Annotated in this window: 12 protein-coding genes; 4 read left to right on the forward strand and 8 right to left on the reverse strand. The window is 43.7% G+C overall.

Features of this window, described 5'->3' with window-relative positions; genetic code table 11:
- Positions 1 to 11: 11 nt before the first annotated feature.
- Positions 12 to 2,942, reverse strand: a complete 2,931-nt coding sequence (locus tag AB6735_RS19705; RefSeq protein ID WP_370997705.1) for a PAS domain-containing protein — start codon at positions 2,940 to 2,942, stop codon at positions 12 to 14.
- Between the two features lie 268 nt (positions 2,943 to 3,210).
- Positions 3,211 to 3,852, reverse strand: coding sequence for an RDD family protein (locus AB6735_RS19710; RefSeq protein ID WP_370997707.1), 642 nt, complete (start codon positions 3,850 to 3,852; stop codon positions 3,211 to 3,213).
- A 232-nt stretch (positions 3,853 to 4,084) separates the two neighbouring features.
- Here AB6735_RS19710 and AB6735_RS19715 point away from each other — a divergent pair, with 232 nt between their 5' ends.
- Entirely contained in the window at positions 4,085 to 5,053 is a 969-nt protein-coding gene (locus tag AB6735_RS19715; RefSeq protein ID WP_370997709.1) for an alpha/beta fold hydrolase, read from the forward strand.
- A gap of 95 nt (positions 5,054 to 5,148) precedes the next feature.
- Here AB6735_RS19715 and AB6735_RS19720 read toward each other — a convergent pair whose 3' ends face one another.
- From AB6735_RS19720 to AB6735_RS19745, 6 genes are read right to left on the reverse strand one after another with little or no spacing between them, the layout of a single operon-like run.
- Positions 5,149 to 5,907, reverse strand: coding sequence for a 6-phosphogluconolactonase (locus AB6735_RS19720; RefSeq protein ID WP_370997710.1), 759 nt, complete (start codon positions 5,905 to 5,907; stop codon positions 5,149 to 5,151).
- Positions 5,908 to 5,923: 16 nt separating this feature from the next.
- On the reverse strand, positions 5,924 to 6,190 hold the full coding sequence (locus AB6735_RS19725; RefSeq protein WP_370997711.1) for an HPr family phosphocarrier protein: 267 nt from the start codon (positions 6,188 to 6,190) through the stop codon (positions 5,924 to 5,926).
- Positions 6,187 to 7,905, reverse strand: a complete 1,719-nt coding sequence (ptsP, locus tag AB6735_RS19730) for a phosphoenolpyruvate--protein phosphotransferase (protein WP_370997712.1) — start codon at positions 7,903 to 7,905, stop codon at positions 6,187 to 6,189. The genes AB6735_RS19725 and ptsP overlap by 4 nt, the downstream gene beginning before the upstream one ends.
- Positions 7,902 to 9,497: a PTS system mannose/fructose/sorbose family transporter subunit IID gene (locus AB6735_RS19735; protein ID WP_370997714.1), complete on the reverse strand. Its 1,596-nt coding sequence runs from the start codon at positions 9,495 to 9,497 to the stop codon at positions 7,902 to 7,904. The genes ptsP and AB6735_RS19735 overlap by 4 nt, the downstream gene beginning before the upstream one ends.
- Before the next feature lies 1 nt (position 9,498).
- Entirely contained in the window at positions 9,499 to 9,969 is a 471-nt protein-coding gene (locus AB6735_RS19740) for a PTS system mannose/fructose/N-acetylgalactosamine-transporter subunit IIB (RefSeq protein ID WP_370997715.1), read from the reverse strand.
- Complete coding sequence (locus AB6735_RS19745) at positions 9,962 to 10,366, reverse strand: PTS sugar transporter subunit IIA (RefSeq protein ID WP_370997717.1); 405 nt, start codon at positions 10,364 to 10,366, stop codon at positions 9,962 to 9,964. Before AB6735_RS19745 ends, AB6735_RS19740 begins: the two co-directional genes overlap by 8 nt.
- Positions 10,367 to 10,829: 463 nt before the next feature.
- Here AB6735_RS19745 and AB6735_RS19750 point away from each other — a divergent pair, with 463 nt between their 5' ends.
- The 3 genes from AB6735_RS19750 (at position 10,830) to AB6735_RS19760 (ending at position 16,946) form a co-directional block, all read left to right on the forward strand.
- Positions 10,830 to 13,832 (forward strand): glycosyl hydrolase family 28-related protein, encoded by a 3,003-nt coding sequence (locus AB6735_RS19750; protein WP_370997719.1) that lies wholly within the window; start codon positions 10,830 to 10,832, stop codon positions 13,830 to 13,832.
- 143 nt (positions 13,833 to 13,975) lie between these two features.
- Positions 13,976 to 15,805 carry a glycoside hydrolase family 9 protein gene (locus tag AB6735_RS19755; protein WP_370997720.1) on the forward strand — a complete coding sequence of 610 codons (1,830 nt, stop codon included), beginning with the start codon at positions 13,976 to 13,978 and terminating at the stop codon, positions 15,803 to 15,805.
- A gap of 16 nt (positions 15,806 to 15,821) precedes the next feature.
- Positions 15,822 to 16,946: a redoxin domain-containing protein gene (locus tag AB6735_RS19760; RefSeq protein WP_370997722.1), complete on the forward strand. Its 1,125-nt coding sequence runs from the start codon at positions 15,822 to 15,824 to the stop codon at positions 16,944 to 16,946.
- The last annotated feature ends 108 nt before the right edge of the window (positions 16,947 to 17,054 follow it).

A 17,054-nucleotide genomic window follows, 5' to 3' on the forward strand; every position in this document is an offset into this window, starting at 1 on the left:
ATTAAGAAAAGCTATTGTTCATTTATCCATGCTTCGGCTGTTATTACATCAGTAAAAAATCTGATGGCTATTTTGTCTGGAAGGGTGTTCACAATTTTACGGGCCGACAGCTGGCTGAATACACTTGGGGAGTTAACCCATGCAAAATATTTTAAACCGGCTTTGTACATAGCCGGGAACCATTCTTCAGCAACCCATTCAACAGCTTCAGACCAGTTGCCCAATACATGAATGTTATTATTAAGTACTTTGTGAACATGATTTTTTACCATCATGTTTAACAAACGGTGACAGCCCTGCTGCACCGATTCCAGGTTTTGAAAACCGGTCCAGTCGGCATCAATACGAGAATGGACGTTATTATAGCTGAGGGTAATGGCGCTGTCATGATAATACAAATCGCCTTGTATAATGGCCGCCTGTTTTTGGATCTGATGCGTTAGTAACCTAAAAAAGAAAGTAGATCCTTTGCCAGGCACACTCTCTATCCAAAAACTACCATTGTGGCGTTTTAAAATCTCGGCCGAAATAAATAATCCCAAACCCAAGCCTTCAAATCGCATTGCCGTGTTATCTACCCGATAATACCGCTCAAACAAACGGCTCAGGTTTTTTTCTTCGATACCAATACCAAAATCCTGTACAGATACGATCAGACTGTTATCCTCATGTATGGCACAGGTAACTATCACCTTATTAGCTTCGGGCGAATATTTGATGGCATTTGTTAGTAAATTGTTTACTACCTGCTCAAGCCTGAAACGGTCGCCGGTATAGGTTATATTTTCCGCGCTTTTCAGAATGATCTGATGAGATGCTGTGGTATGCTGTACACTATCAATAGTATCTTTGAGCATTTCATAAAAATTGAAACTCTCCATGTTATAATCCATTTTTCCGGCGTTGATGCGTGAAACATCCAGCAGATTGCTGATCAGTTTTTCCAACCGTAGTACATGCGCGGCCGACTTTTGGATAAGATCATTTAGCTTTTGTGGCTCATTAATACGCATCATAAGCTGGTTAAAAGCCTTAATGCTGGTAAGTGGTGTTTTTAATTCATGACTGGCAATAGAAAGGAATTCGTCCTTTTTTTGTTCATTGTTTTTTTGAATATCAATATTGGTATTGGTGCCTAACCATAGTTTGATCTCGCCATTTTCAATCAAGGGTACTGCCCGGGCAAGATGCCAGCGGTATTGCCCATCCTGAAACTTTAAGCGAAACTCCACCAGATACTCATGGCCTGTTCTTAAAGCATTAAGCCATTTTTTCAAGCAACTTTGCTGATCATCAGGGTGTATGAAAGCCTGCCAACCCTGGCCAATGATATCTTCAGCGCTTCGTCCAAAGTCTTCACAGATCACTTCATTTACATAGTCGAGCTTACCACTGGGGCGGGCGGTCCATACCTGCTGTGGCATAGCATTCAGTAAAAAACGAAAACGCTCTTCATTTTCCTTTTCTTTTTGCCTTACCAGCACAGCCTCGGTAACTTCAAAAGCAAAAACCATTATACCATCTACTTTATCGTTAGCATCATATCTGGCCTGGTAAACAAAGGTAAAATAGCGGTCCTCTAATGGGCCGTTTGCCTCACGTGCCATGGGCATCAGTAACTCTTTGCCTTCAAAAGTGTTGCCGGTTTTATATACATTTTTTAAAATATCATATATCAGCTGGTCTTTAAGTTCCGGTAATGCTTCCAGTAGCGGCTTCCCGGTAAGTTTACGTCCAGGAAAAAGCTTTTGATAAGATGGGTTAACCAATTCAAATACAAAATCGGGCCCATCAAGTATACAAATACCGGCAGGGGCCTGCATAAAAAATCTTTTCAGCCGCTCGGTTTGGCCAGAAGCATCCGCTTTCGCGGTTAACAGTTCAAGCGTACGCTGCTCAACCCGGCTTTCTAATTCGTTATTTAATTTAAGCAAGTTTTGCTGCGCCTGGAACAATTCTTCATTGGTGGTACTTAACTCTTCATTAGCCGATTGTATTTCCTCGCTGGTAACCTGTATTTCTTCGTTGGCATGAGCCAGACCTTCATTAAGGGCTAACAATTCTTTGCTGGTTTGCTCCAGACGTTTTCTGGCCAAAACCAACTCGGTTATATCATATTTAAAACTTAAAACGCCGGTGATGTTATCTTTTTCATCTCGGATAGCCTGGTAAATAAAATTAAAATAATGATCATCAGGCGGGCCGCCAATTTCGCTGACCAATGGTACACAGATCTCATTACCAACATAGGTTTTACCTGTTTTATAAACTTGTTGAAGTGCATCCCAAACAGGCAGAGCCGCGATTTCTGGCATAGCCATAAGTAAAGGCTTGCCCAGTATTTTACGTCCCGGGAAAAATTCTTTTTCGTACAGTGGATTTATAAATTCATATACCAGGTCGGGGCCCATAAAAATGGCAATTTGGGCGGGTATCTCGTCAAACAAATTCTCCATTTGCCTGCTTAACTGACCCGCTCGGGCTGCCGCCGCCTTTTCTTTTTCTACGCTGGCAATCAGGTTCCGTTCAGCGATAACTTTTTCGGTAACATCCTGGGTATGGTGTATGATGTAACAGATATCTCCATCAGGGTCAAGTACCGGTGTATGCGCAGTATCCCAATAACGTTCCTGTAATTTACCTTCATGGTCAGGAATATCAAAGCGTGTTATTGGTAACTGATGGGGTTTATTGGTTTCTAATACTTGTTCTAATGAAAAAGCTATGCCTCCTTCGTTCGTTGCCCAATCCGGTTTTCTGGGGAAAACATCAAACAGATGTTTTTCAAGCAGTTCGGCCCGCATTTTACCCGTTAATTGCAAATAAGCATTGCTGGCAGTAAGTATATACAGTTCCTTCGAAAGAATAAGATAAGGGTGAGGTAAGGTCTCAAAAACCCTTAACATTTCTGGTGGTAAAGCGGAACTGTGTTTAATGGGCATGGGGATACAAAATGAACAAAAGCAAGATTACTAAACCTTTGGTAATTATTACAATATTATCTGATAGGAAAATGTTTTGAATGAAAATAAATTAAATGCTGCATCTGTCATTATTTAAGCATGCACCGGTTTACTATCAGGGAACAAAAAAATGGCCCAACGGGCTTAAAATATTTACTTTTATTTATAATGCCTGATTACCTGGAAAGCGTTAAAATAATTTACCAGAAGCATTTACCGATGAATTTCGGAGGATAAAGATAAACCGTTACTTTGGTTTTTTGACCACATAAGTTTTGGCCCGTTGGTCATGCCAGCATTGTTTCATGGGGCTCCATAGCATTGCAAAATAACCAATACAAAAGAAAAAGCTGGATAGAATTTTAAATAGATTACGCGATAATGCGGTGCCAAAACTTAGTCTTTCACCATTGGCGTTAACTACTACCAGCCTGCAAATAAACTTACCAATACTCCCCTGCATTTTAGTGGCCTCGAAAGCTGAGTTATACGAAATTAAAATCAGCAGGAAAATGAGCCTGAACAAAAAATCACCTTCGGCAGATGATGTAGATGATAAAGAATCATCACTTATGGTACTGGATGCCAGCCGCCCGGTAGCAACAAATATACCAGCTATTACCCCTAAGCCAATGGTTATGATGACATAATCGATAACAAAAGCCAGTAACCGCCATCCAAAATTAGCTACATTCTGTTGGGTGGGTACATATATCCCAATCGATTTAAAGTATTCATCCAATTCTGGCAATTCAGCAGCCTCCTGCCAATCGGTAGCTAATGGTGATAATACCAACTCAGTAGCATTTACTTCCATATCCATTAACTCGGTATGACTGTAAGGGCCGTGTTTTTCGTTGTCTCTTAAAATGTAGTACTCGTTGATCATGATATGCAGGTTTGAGGTATTGAAAAATAAAGAAAATATCTGTTTTGAGCAACAGTAAAATGAATAAAAGCAAGATTGCTAAATCCAAAGTAATTATTAAGATATTATCTTATAGGGAAATTTTTGGGTGCAATAAGAATACTTATTTTGGCTAATGCAAGAGCAAGTGTGGTGCGTATAATTTGTAACAATGCCTGTATCGTTAAATCTAAAACATCATATAAGTTAGTAAATGAAATATAACACCCTTTATAGCGTAATTCTGTTTATGGCCTTAATAGTTCCTGGTTATACAACCTGTGCGCAACAGATAAGGCTTAAAATGGGAGAGCAAACCATTGTAACATCTGATGGTATTAAACTGGCGATTAAAGTAGCGGGAAAAGGACCGGTATGTATATACATACATGGCGGCCCCGGGCAGGATTACCTGTCGTTTGAAAAAATGGGTGGCTCCAATCTTGAAAAAAAACTAACCATGGTTTACCTGGATCAGCGGGGCTCCGGCCATTCTCAAAACGCGAAAGATTATAGTTTGAACCGCCTGGTTGATGATATTGAAGAAGTCAGGAAACAATTTGGTGCTGGTAAAATTTATCTGCTCAGCCATTCATTTGGTGGAGTATTGGCGGTTAATTATGCTCAAAAATATCAGGAACATGTGTCTGGATTAATATTAGCCAATTCAACACTCCACTTTTTTAATAACAGTTCATTAAGAGAACAGATCATGTATTCTTATCGCCTGTTGCATAAAGATACTATCATTACCAGCGATAATACCCAGGTGCTGTTGCGGCAAAATTCCATTGTAAGGAAAAAGTTAAACAAGGTACATCTGGGGTATAAATTATTGGCAGATAGCGTAAACACTATCGAAAAAATGGATAGCATAGAGTCAAGCTATAAACGCACCTCTGATTTTGGTTATGCCGTTATAGCCCATCTGATAGATACGACCAAACAAAACCGCTATCCGGAATATTGGAAAGATTATGCTATGATCAGCAGTCAGATCCATGTGCCTGTACTGGTTATTACCGGTACCCGCGATTATGCCATCGGAACGGCACATTATAAAACTTTCAGGTTCCCTGATCAGCACGTAGTGAAGCTGGATGGATCACATATGCTTTATTACGAAAAGAATGCTGCTTTTACTGCCGCTGTATTTAAATTCATTAGTAAACAAAGCGAATAATTTAGGCGTGATGTACAGATTTCTTTCCGTGAACAAAAAAGTCTTATAACAATTGTTATAAGACTTTATGATAAAGGTTTAGGGTGGGAAAATCTTTAAAAATTATAACCCCGTTGTTTCACGCGTTCATGTATCAGTGCGCCGGCATCGGCGTCGAGCAAAATTTCGCAGTTGGGATGTAATTGTACTACAGACGCAGGTATATCGGTAGTTACCGGACCTAAAATGGCTTGTTCAATAATTGACGCTTTGTGGGCACCTTTGGCTATCAATATTAGTTTACGGGTATGCATGATATTTTTGATACCCCGGGTTAAACCACCGAGTACAATGTGTTCAGGTACTTGTGTTTCGCGGCGTACATGAGCCTCAAAGTCAGGATCCATAGGTGATACCCATGTCTCGCTTTCAAATGGCGTACCGGGTTGGTTAATGCCGATATGCCCATTGCTGCCAATACCCAGCATTTGCAGGTCGGCGCCACCGCGTTCGGCCAGGCGTTTTTCAAAAAGCAGGCTTTCGGCCTCAAAGTTATGGCTGAGGGTAGGGGGCATAATAAAATTTTCATCAGGTATACCCAGCGGACCAGCTATCTGGTTCAAAATCATGGTATAACAGCTACCCGCATACTCGCGTGGCAGGTTGGTGAGTTCATCCACATTAAAAAGAGTAATGCGCGAAACATCAAACGGGTACTGCGTGTAAATGTCAGACACTATGCGGTGCATATCGATAGTGGTTTGCCCGGTTGAAAGACCTATTACGGCAGTTGGTTTTTCCAGCATCTGACCTATAATGCGCCAGGCGGCCGTTTCATTAAATTCTTTCTCGTTTTTTGTTATCGTGATCTTCATTGTTATTATTTGGCCTTTACAGGTGTTTTAATTCTTCCTCAAAAAATGCGTCAATAGCTATAATGGCGCTCGTTTCATCTTCACCATCAATAATAATGGAGATTGTTTCGCCCCCTTTTATACCCAGGGAAAGAATGTTCATCAGGCTGCTTAGCTTAACCGTGCGGTCACCCTTTTTCAAGCTGATGAGGGAGCTGTAGTTTTTGGTCAGTTTTACCAAATTGGTCGCAGGCCGAGCGTGCATGCCTTCGGCCGCGGTAATGATATAGTCTTTTGTTATCATGGGGTTGCCTCCTGTAAATAAGCGGTGATAAGATCTGATCTGTCCATTTCCATTACGCGCTTATGTATTTGTTTTGCTGCTGTCAAGCTGCTGTTGATAATAATGTTTTTGATCTCCGGAATAGCTGTGGCACTCATAGAAAACCCGGTAAGCCCCATGCCCAATAATAATAGGGTTGCTTTCGGGTCTGATGCCAGCTCGCCGCACATACCCACTTCTATATTGTTTTGATGGCCCTGTTCAATTACGTTGGCAATAAGCCGAAGTACTCCGGGATTATAAGGATCATACAGGTTTTTGATCTGCTCATTCATCCGGTCGACAGCCAGGGTATACTGGCAAAGATCATTAGTGCCGATGCTGAAGAAATCCACTTCTTTGGCCAACAGATCAGCGGTGATGGCAGCTGATGGGATCTCGATCATGATGCCCACAGGGATATTTTTATCAAAGGCGATACTTGCTTTGATTAATTCATCTTTGGCCTGCTGCAATATCAACTTAGCCGCTCTTACTTCCTGTATATTCGAGATCATAGGAAACATGATCTTTAATTGACCAAACGCACTGGCCCTTAAAATAGCTTTTAGCTGAGTGATAAAAATATCCGGGCGGTCTAAACAGATCCTGATGGCCCGGTAGCCCAGGAAAGGATTTTGCTCTGCCGGAAAATTAAGATAGGGCAGTTGTTTATCACCGCCAATATCCAGTGTGCGTACGATAACAGGTTTGCCTTTGGCTTTAAGAGCTACAGCTTTATAAAATTCAAACTGTTCGTCTTCGCCGGGTAAAGCATCGCGACCCATAAAAAGTAGTTCAGTACGCAATAATCCTGAGCCTTCGGCGCCAAAACCAATGGCTTGGTCCATATCATTTGCATCGCCTATATTGGCTAATAGTTTAATATGAATGCCGTCTGTTGTTGTTGCAGGCGTATTTTTTAGCGACCGTAGCCGGCTGGTTTGTTTTAACCAGTTTTCTCTTTTTACGCGATATTCTTCAACTATCTCCTGACCGGGTTTGATAATGATAGCCCCGCTTTGTCCATCGAGGATCACCAGGTCGCCATCTTTAATATCCAGTAAGGTTACACCGCATCCAACAACGGTCGGAATGCCACGAGACCTGGCAATTATGGCAGCATGTGAAGTACGGCCGCCCACCTGTGTGGCAAAGCCAATAACATGGGTAATATCCATGCTAATGGTATCTGAAGGTGTAAGGTCTTCGGCAATAATAATAGTGTCAGCTTCGTAAAGCGGAGTATGCGTTTGGTTTGATGCGTTCAGATTTCTGAGCAAACGATTACCGATATCTTGTACATCGGCAGCGCGGGCGCTCAGGTATTCATCATCCATATTTTTGAAGAGTTGCACCGCGCCCGCGATCACTTCGATCACAGCATCATTTACATTCTTCTTTTCTTTAGATATTTTTTCGGTTACATCTTCGCTGATCTGCGGATCGGTTAATAGTTCGATATGCGTTTCCAGGATTTCCAGGCCTTCTATCCCCTGCGATTGATCGTAATTGCTGATCATTGCCTCTATCTCGATTACAGACAAGGACACTGCGTTATTGAATTTAGTTGTTTCGGCTATTATATCCGCATCATTCGATAATACAACGCCCGACAAAGTCGCTTCCTGCTTTTTAAGCAGATGCGCTTTGCCAATGGCAATTCCGGGAGATACGCCTATGCCATTGATCATCATACAAACAAATGGATTATACTGCCTGCAAAGCCTAATACCAATAAGCCTAATAGCAGCCAGGTGGTTTTAACCTGTTTTTTTACAAAATAATATACCAGAAAAGTGAGCCCCAACGGTATCATAGCCGGTACTATTTGATCCAGGATACCCTGCACCCCAACTGCCGATGAGGATGAGCCAATATTCAGCGGTGTTTTAATATTCATGAGTGTGGCCGGCATAGCGCCTACTACCATCAGTCCCAATATGGCAGCGCCGGAGGTAAGCTTATCCATTACATTGCTTTTGCTCAGATTTTGCAAAAATTTGGTTCCTGCATTGTAGCCTATAAAAGTAAGATTATAACGCAGCAGCAGATGAGGTACATTAAATATGATCAGGAAAAGCAACGGTCCCAATATGTTTCCTTTGATAGCTAAGGAAGTACCAACACCTGCCGCGATCACCTTAAAAGTACCCCAAAACAAGGAATCGAATACGCCGGCCAATGGCCCCATGAGTCCGAGTTTTACCGAGCTGATAGATTCCTCTTCAAAATCCTTATCCTGCGCGTTTTGCTCTTCCATAGCGGCGGTAATTCCGATGATGAGCGTAGAACCATAGGGACTGGTATTGAACAGCTGTAAATGTCTTTTAAGTGCAGCGGTCATCGACTCTTTGGTATGATATAGTTTTTTGAGTACCGGGATAATGGCAAAGGCAAAACCCGTATTTTGCCAGGTTTCGAAGTTGAAATTCGCCTCCAGTGCCAATGATCTTAAAAACAGTTTTCTTAAAGTGCCCTTGCTCAGCTTGTGTTGTAGTTTGGTGGGTATTGTTTCCGCAGGAGAATCGTCAAGATCGAAGTCATCATCAGTTGATGATGCAGCCGGTTTGGGTGCATCCTGTGTTACGATCAACGCGATGATCACCCCTAAACCTCCAATAGCGATAATGGGGAGTTTTAAATAAGCCGCCAGCATAAAACCCAGGAAAAAGTAGGGTGCAACCCTTTTGTTGAACATCAAATTCATGAGCAGGGCAAAACCCAGCGCAGGCAGCATGTTGCCGGCTACCTGCAAACCCGATTGTACCCAGGTTGGGATCAGATCAAGGAACGACTTGATGACGGATGAACCCAGCTCCAAAGCCGTAAAAATAATGATACCCATGAGTACGGGTTTTAACAAACCCGATAGGATATGCAGCCGCTGGATCCCTTTATAGTCTCCATCATCGGCATACTGGTTAAATTTTTTATTAAATACTGCCCGGAAAACAAACAATCCGCTGATCACCATTTCGGATAGGATAGAGATAGGTACCGCTAAAGCCAGTGCGATAGCAGGTCCTTTGTGCGACATGATGGCGAAAGCGGTTCCCAGCACCCCACCGGTAATAATATCGGGTGGAATAGCCGCGCCGACTTTAATATTTCCCATAAAGATGAGCTCCAGCGTAGCGCCTATCATGACACCCTGAGTAACATCGCCCAGTACCAAACCAACCAGAGGCCCCAGGATCAGCGGGCGACTTAGCAGCGTAGTGCCCAGGAAATCCTCAAAATGCCCAAAAACGGCGATGAGTGTCAATAACAGATAGGTGGCCAGCATCTTAAATCAGGGTTTCTATCGGGGTTTTGGTATCAGTTGGCACTTGCCTTACTTCCAGTTCGATGCCTTTAGACAGCAGATCACGGATAACAGCTATATCTTCATCGGTAACCGCCAGAGCCTTAGCTATAGAACGCGCGCCTTCTTTGGTACGGATGCCACCAAAATTAATGCTCCTGATCTCGCTCACGCCGGCTACCAGTATGGCCGCATCTTTTACAGAATTCACCAGTACCAGTATTTTCATGTTCTGCCCGCGCGGGTCATTCAAAAACGTAATGGCATCGGCCAGCGTTTTGATCAGTAGCTTGGCCGAAGCTGGTTTGGCCAAGCCCAGGGTCATCTTTAAAAATTCATCGGTGGCGGCCTTGTCATTGGCTATCAGCAGGCAATCGGCGCCCAAGGCGGGTGTCCAGGTCATGGCAACCTGCCCGTGTACCAGTCTATCGTCAATGCGGGTTAGCTTAATCATTTTGTTGTGTTATCAGTTTGTTTACATAAACCATTTGCTCTTTCCCGCTGATAATGGCTGTTTCTATTACCTCTGTAACCGGGGTGCCTGCATCGCCCATAATAACTTCAATTAACAAAGGCAGGTTAAAGCCAGATACGATATGGATATTTTGTTTAAGCGCTTCGCGTATCATGATATTATTTACACTGCCACCCAACAGGTCGGTAAATATCACCAGCTCATCATCAACAGTAATATGGGTTAAAACAGCGGCCAGTTCCTCTTCTACGTTGATATTATCATCCAGGTAGGCCTGAATCAGGAATACGTTATCGGTTTCGCCAATGATCATATCCAATGACGATTTTATCCCTTTGGCAAAGGCCCCGTGTGTGGCAATTAAGAATTTTCTCATATGTACCTATATCCAAATCCTGTTGATCTTTTGCTTCCAAAAAAGGGTGATCAGTAAGGCCGGTAAATCAAAATTTTTTGTATAAAACAAGCACTATGATGATAGGCTTATCCAGGTTATAACACTTTGCAAGTATGCTATAAAGTTAAACCATTTTATAGTTTTGGTACACTACATTACCACTACTACAACTTGAAAATTATGTAGTTAACAGGGTTTTAAGGGTCAAAAATTCAAAGTGCCGGTACTACAGAAAAAATAAGGAGTGGAAGAAGCAGGGATGGCAAACTTTATATACAAGGTGTATCGCTCTGTTCTTTGTAATTAATTTGATATAATATCCCGTTGCCCATATTGGTAGTGGTGATGTAGTGTTATTAAAATAGTACTTGGGAAAACTAATATCGAGCTTTGTTCAGATGATCAATGCTGCCTTATATCCTGTTACATTCAATTATCAATTGTGATACCTTATCTAAAACTAACACCTATTGTGAAGAAGTTCTTTTTATTGACCCTTTTTATATCATTAATTTATCATGGTGGCTTTGCCCAGGCACCGGATGTACCATTTGGAGCCGCCAGGTCATTTTACCAGCAGCGTTTGGAGGATAAGGAAGCTGTCTACTTTACTCCAGATAAATACCCGGTTAAGGCCGACGGTAAAACCGATGTGTCCGATGCTTTGCAGCAGGCCATTAAAGATGTAAAAGACAAAAATAATTTCGGTGTGCTGTTTATCCCCGAAGGTAAATATCTCATCAGTAAAACCATATTTGTACCCCGTGCCATCCGTCTGATCGGGTATGGTAAGAGCCGACCTGTCATCATCCTCGCCAAAAATTCTCCCGGTTTTCAGGTGGCTGATAGTACGGATAAAGGCAAGGCCAAATACATGTTCTGGTTTGTAAATAATATTTCCAAGCCAGGTGAGGTGTCCGACGCGGGAGCATCCACCTTCTATAGCGCATTGTCAAACATCAACCTTAAAATTGAGGATGGCAACCCGGTGGCCGTGGCTTTGCGTACGCATTATGCCCAGCACAGTTTTATAGCCCATGCCGATATTGATGCGGGCAAGGGCAAAGCGGGTATGTTTGATGTGGGTAACGAGATGGAAGACGTACGCTTTTTTAATGGCGATTATGGTATCCTGACTACCAAGCCATCACCCGGTTGGCAGTTTATGATGGTAGATACCTATTTTGAAGGGCAACACAAAGCTGCTATCAGCACGCAGGAGGCTGGTTTAACCATTGTGCGTATGCATGTGAAAAATGTTCCCACGGTGATTGAGATCCACCCTAATTATCATGAAAAACTGTTTATGGAGGATAGCAGGTTTGACCATGTGACAGGTCCGGCTATCATCATCAGTAACGAGGATAATGCCTTTAACCAGATCAGCCTGCGTAATGTGGATTGTCGGGATGTAAAGGTGCTGGCCAGCTATCGCCGTAGCAAAACAACTACGGTTGGCGAAGGCGCTATGTACAAAGTGAAAAATTTTATATACGGTTTGCAGATGGATAACCTGACCGCCGACCCAGTGTATAAAACCATAAAGGAAATCCAACCACTGCAGGTTTTCCCGCCGCCAGCTAAAAAAGATATCCCGGATTTTCCAGCGATCAATACCTGGGCCAACCTGCAAACACTGGGCGCCAAAGGTGATGGCGAAACGGATGATACCAAAGCCATACAGGATGCCATTGACAAATACCCGGTTATTTATGTGCCATCAGGAAGATATCGGATCACTGAAACTTTAAAATTGAAGCCAAATACTGTTTTAATAGGGCTTAATCCGATAGCTACGCAGATCTTATTAAAAGATAATACGCAGGCCTTTGGTGGCTTCGGCGGACCTGTGCCGATGATTGAAACGAGTAAAGGGGGTACCAACATCGTTACCGGTATAGGTTTATCATCTGGTCGTATTAACCCGAGATCTGTAGCCTGTAAATGGATGGCCGGCGAAAATTCCTACCTGAATGATGTGAAATTTTTAGGTGGTCATGGCGGTATGAATAAGCCGGGAGAGCAAACAGGTCCAGGATTATATCGCGGTAACGACAGTGATATGTGGGACACTCAATACTGGAGCCTTTGGGTAACTGACGGTGGTGGCGGCACGTTTAAAAATATCTGGTCGGCCAATACGTATGCTACAGCCGGGGCTTATGTTTCCAATACCAGCACTCCCGGGCGCATTTACGCATTATCCGTAGAGCATCACGTGCGTAACGAAGTGCACTTTAACAAAGTAGCCAACTGGAAAGTATATGCCCTGCAACTGGAAGAAGAGAGCCGGGAAAGCACCGAATGTCAGCCGTTGGAACTAGAGAATTGTACCGATATGACTTTTGCCAACCTGTATATGTTTAGGGTGATCAGGGTAAATAAACCTTATCCTTATTCCATCCGTAGCTGGAATAATAAGAATGTAGAGCTATTGAACGTACATAACTATAGCCAGATCAAATATACCACTACCGATCCGCTGTATGATATCGGTACTAATATCACGGTGCGTCCCTGGGAGTTTACGCGTCTGGTCATCAATAGTGCTACAACAGCCAGCGAACAACCTGCTCAGGGCAATGTACAAAAACTGGCCTCGGGCTTTGAGTTTGCCAATAGCCTTTGTACCGATAGTAAGGGCAACATCTATTTTAGCGAGGCCCGTATGAAGCGGATTTATAAATGGGATGCCAACACTAAGACAATCAGTTTACTGGCGGACTATCCCTGGGAGCCACTTTCATTGGCTTGTGATAAAAATGATAACCTGCTGGTGGTATTTAAATATGTACCCAAACCCGGTTACTTGGTTGATGGTAAGCCCGAAGTATTTAATAATCCGCCGGATGCTGCCGGTACTTCGTTTAGTGGCTGGGGTAACTCGGGCTTTGGTAGTTTGGTGTACTCGGTAAATACGGATAATCCGGACGAGAGTATCCAATTGTTGAAGAAAGAGGCCATGCCAACCGGTAAGACCATATACCAGGCCCTTTACCCTGCACATCGCTGGCGCGATTATCATGATTTTAACACCGTGTCGGTCAATAAAGCGACCGAATGCTGGGTTGCGCCCGATGGGGTTACCATTATCCCGGTGGTGTACGACCTGGCCCGTTCAAGTGCGCTGGTTGCCGCCTATCCCGGCAAACCGGTTTATACTACCGATGAATATGATAAACGTACGGTTCAGCTCAAGGTAAGTCCCGAAGGTTACCTGAGCGATCTGAAGTACTTTGCCGAGCGCGGCGAATTTGATTCGGCAGTTGATAGCAAAGGGAATGTATTTATAGCAGATGGCCAGGTGTATATTTATGACAGCACCGGCAAACAGATCGGTATGATCAAGGTACCGGAACGCCCTACGTCCCTTGCGTTTAGTAAGGATGGGAAAACATTGTATGTTACCGGGCATAATGCTTTGTACGCAGTGGCTATAAATTGAAGGTGAGATATGAACAGGAGACGCATGTGATGCGTCTCTACGATTGTTCTTTGTAGAGACACATTACATGTGTCTCTGGCTCCGGAAAGCACGCCGAGCGGTGGAAATTTTATAAATTTATATAACTCTAAATACCCCAATCCATGAATAAAACAACATCCCGTTTCCTGATCTTCTTACTGGCCTTGTTCCCGATTTCAACCGTTGCTCAGCAAATTAAAGTGGTAACCAACCAGGTAGGTTACGAAGATACCAAAGCTAAAAAGGCCATCGTAGTGACGGACAAGGCTTACCCCATTACAACATTTCAATTACTTGATGCGGATGGTAAAGTGGTATTCTCTGGCAAACCTGTATATAACGGTAACGTAAAGGGATGGAAAAACCGGGAGTTTTACACGCTTGACTTTAGTGGTTTTACTACTACTGGTACATATCAGGTACAGGTAAGTTTATCCGGTAAAAAAATAAATTCCTATCCGTTTAAAATAGGGAAGAACGTGCTGGAGCAGGCTACGCTGTCAGATGTAGTGTATTACTTTAAAGGGCAGCGCGCTGCCGGCGAGATTGATAAGGCCGATCATCATTTACTGCTGGCCGGCAGAACCCAGGATACCATTGATGCCCACGGCGGTTGGTATGATGCTACCGGCGATTATGGCAAGCATTTTTCACATCTCTCGTTCTCTAATTATTTTAATCCGCAGCAGATACCGCTGGTGGTATGGAGCCTGTTAAAAACCAAAGAGATCCTCGACAAAAAAACAACCACAGATTTCAGGCAGATCAACCGCCGTATTTTGGATGAAGCTACTTATGGCGCCGATTACCTGGTACGGATGCAGTCCAAAAACGGTTCCTTTTACCGTTCGGTATCGGCGCCCGGCCCGGGTAAGCTGGCAAAGGATAGGGTGATCCGTGCGGAAGATGCCTCTTATCGTATCAAGCAAACCAAAGATCAACCTTTTAGTAATAGCTCTGCAAATAAGGATTGGCACCGTTATCAAACAAGCTACCGCTCAGGTGGGGGCATAGCCATTGCAGCATTGGCCATGGCATCAACCATCAAAGTAAATGGTGATTTTACCAGCGAACAGTATTTGAAGGCTGCCGAAAGCGCTTTCCAATTCCTGGAAGCTAATAACAAGCTTATGACCTTTGACGGCCGCGAGAATATCCTCGATGATTATTGCGCCTTAAGCGCTGCCACCGAACTATACAAGGCCACCAAAAAGGCCGAATATTTAACAGCAGCTACCAAAAGGGCCAATAACCTGTTAAGCCGGTTGTCTGTCTGGAAAAACTATCAGAATTATTGGAAAGCGGATAGCACCGATAGACCGTTCTTTCATCCATCAGATGCGGGCTTGCCGGTTACCAGCCTGATCTATTTTTATCCGTATGCCGATCAGGCCATGCAGGCATCTATCAAAATGGCCATTAAAGTTTCGTTTGATTTTGAGCTGAGGGTTACGCATGAAGTGAATAATCCATTTGGCTATAGTCGTCAATTGGTGCAGGATACATTGGGCAACAGGCGTACATCGTTCTTCTTTCCGCAGGGTAGCGATGCCTCGCCCTGGTGGCAGGGTGAAAATGCCCGATTATCTTCTGTGGCTACGGCTGCGCGTTTGGCTGCCGGCTTGTTTGCCGATGACAAAGCCTATCATGATCAGCTGGAAACTTTCGCGGTTGATCAGCTCAATTGGATACTGGGCTTGAATCCTTTTGATGCCTGTATGTTGCAGGGTACGGGGCATAATAACCCGGCCTACGGGTTCTTTGGTACGTTTGAGTATACCAACGCGCCTGGTGGTATTGTAAACGGTGTAACCGGCGGACTGAACGACGAAAATGACATCGACTTTAATTTATCCTATGCCCAGATCCATAAAGATTACGACTGGCGCTGGGCCGAGCAATGGCTGCCGCACACCGCCTGGTACTTATTGGCAGTGGCGGTACATGAATAATTAGCTGAAGAAGCATATGAAAAAGTTTTGTTTAATAACCCTGGCCGCTTTACTAACCCTGCCGGGGTTTACTTTTGCGCAGGTTACGCATAGCACATTAGCTACAGGCGCACCAGCACCAGATTTTAGTCTGCCCGGTATCGACGGGAAAACTTATACCCTGCAATCATTCAAAGATGCCAAAGTGCTGGCCGTGGTGTTTATATGTAACCATTGCCCAACGTCACAGGCTTATGAAGACAGGCTGGTAAAACTAACCAGCGACTATGCTTCAAAAGGCGTAAAGGTAGTGGCTATTAATCCTAACAATCCGGCCTCCTTGCGTTTAGATGAATTAGGTTACAGCGATGTGGGTGATTCCTTTGAAGATATGAAAACCCGTGCCAAAGACCGGTACTTTAATTTCCCCTACCTGTATGACGGCGAAACAGAGATCACCAGTAATAAATACGGTCCGGTAGCTACGCCGCACATTTTTATATTTGATAAAGATAGGAAACTGCGTTACAACGGCCGTATTGATGATATGGAGAACCCCGCCAAAACACCGCGCTCCTTAGACGCCCGCAACGCGATTGATGCCGTATTAGCCGGCAAGGAAGTAGCCGTACCGGTAACCAAAACCTTTGGTTGCTCTATCAAATGGGCCGAAAAACAGGACTGGATCCAGAAAGCTAACGTAACCTGGGCAAATGAGCCGGTAAAAATTGATACCATCGATGCCGCGGGCATAGCCAACCTGGTAAAAAATAAAACTGATAAACTAAGGTTGATCAATTTGTGGGCTACCTGGTGCGGCCCCTGTGTGGCAGAGTTTCCGGAGTTGGTAACCATCATGCACCTGTACCGCGACCGTGGGCTTGAACTGGTGACCATCAGCGCCGACGATCCATCCCGCAAAGATAAAGCGCTGAGCTTTTTAAAAGGTAAACAGGCATCCGGTCCTAACTATATTTATACAGGCGATGATAAATACAAAATGATCGAAGCGGTTGACCCCAAATGGGATGGCGCTCTGCCATACACCATGCTGGTTGACCCGGATGGTAAAGTTGTTTACGGTAAGCAAGGTATTATCAATCCCGAGGAACTCAAAAAGATCATCTGGAATGATCCTACTATGGGGAGGATTTATAAGTAAAGCCCCTGATTATCTGCTAAAAATAGCCACCACGTCATTGCGAGGCACGAAGCAATCTTCTATGTTGAAAAACAAGTTTTGGATGAAATTTTATTCATATTCTTTAAA

It is taken from the genome of Mucilaginibacter sp. RCC_168 (assembly GCF_041355315.1).
Taxonomy (GTDB): domain Bacteria; phylum Bacteroidota; class Bacteroidia; order Sphingobacteriales; family Sphingobacteriaceae; genus Mucilaginibacter.

What these genes read in the sequence shown, in the direction of transcription:
- AB6735_RS19735 (WP_370997714.1), bottom strand. Translation starts at nt 9,497, where the DNA reads ATGCTGGCCACCTATCTGTTATTGACACTCATCGCCGTTTTTGGGCAT.
- AB6735_RS19745 (WP_370997717.1), bottom strand. Translation starts at nt 10,366, where the DNA reads ATGAGAAAATTCTTAATTGCCACACACGGGGCCTTTGCCAAAGGGATA.
- AB6735_RS19740 (WP_370997715.1), bottom strand. Translation starts at nt 9,969, where the DNA reads ATGATTAAGCTAACCCGCATTGACGATAGACTGGTACACGGGCAGGTT.
- AB6735_RS19755 (WP_370997720.1), top strand. Translation starts at nt 13,976, where the DNA reads ATGAATAAAACAACATCCCGTTTCCTGATCTTCTTACTGGCCTTGTTC.
- AB6735_RS19715 (WP_370997709.1), top strand. Translation starts at nt 4,085, where the DNA reads ATGAAATATAACACCCTTTATAGCGTAATTCTGTTTATGGCCTTAATA.
- AB6735_RS19710 (WP_370997707.1), bottom strand. Translation starts at nt 3,852, where the DNA reads ATGATCAACGAGTACTACATTTTAAGAGACAACGAAAAACACGGCCCT.
- AB6735_RS19720 (WP_370997710.1), bottom strand. Translation starts at nt 5,907, where the DNA reads ATGAAGATCACGATAACAAAAAACGAGAAAGAATTTAATGAAACGGCC.
- ptsP (WP_370997712.1), bottom strand. Translation starts at nt 7,905, where the DNA reads ATGATGATCAATGGCATAGGCGTATCTCCCGGAATTGCCATTGGCAAA.
- AB6735_RS19760 (WP_370997722.1), top strand. Translation starts at nt 15,822, where the DNA reads ATGAAAAAGTTTTGTTTAATAACCCTGGCCGCTTTACTAACCCTGCCG.
- AB6735_RS19705 (WP_370997705.1), bottom strand. Translation starts at nt 2,942, where the DNA reads ATGCCCATTAAACACAGTTCCGCTTTACCACCAGAAATGTTAAGGGTT.
- AB6735_RS19725 (WP_370997711.1), bottom strand. Translation starts at nt 6,190, where the DNA reads ATGATAACAAAAGACTATATCATTACCGCGGCCGAAGGCATGCACGCT.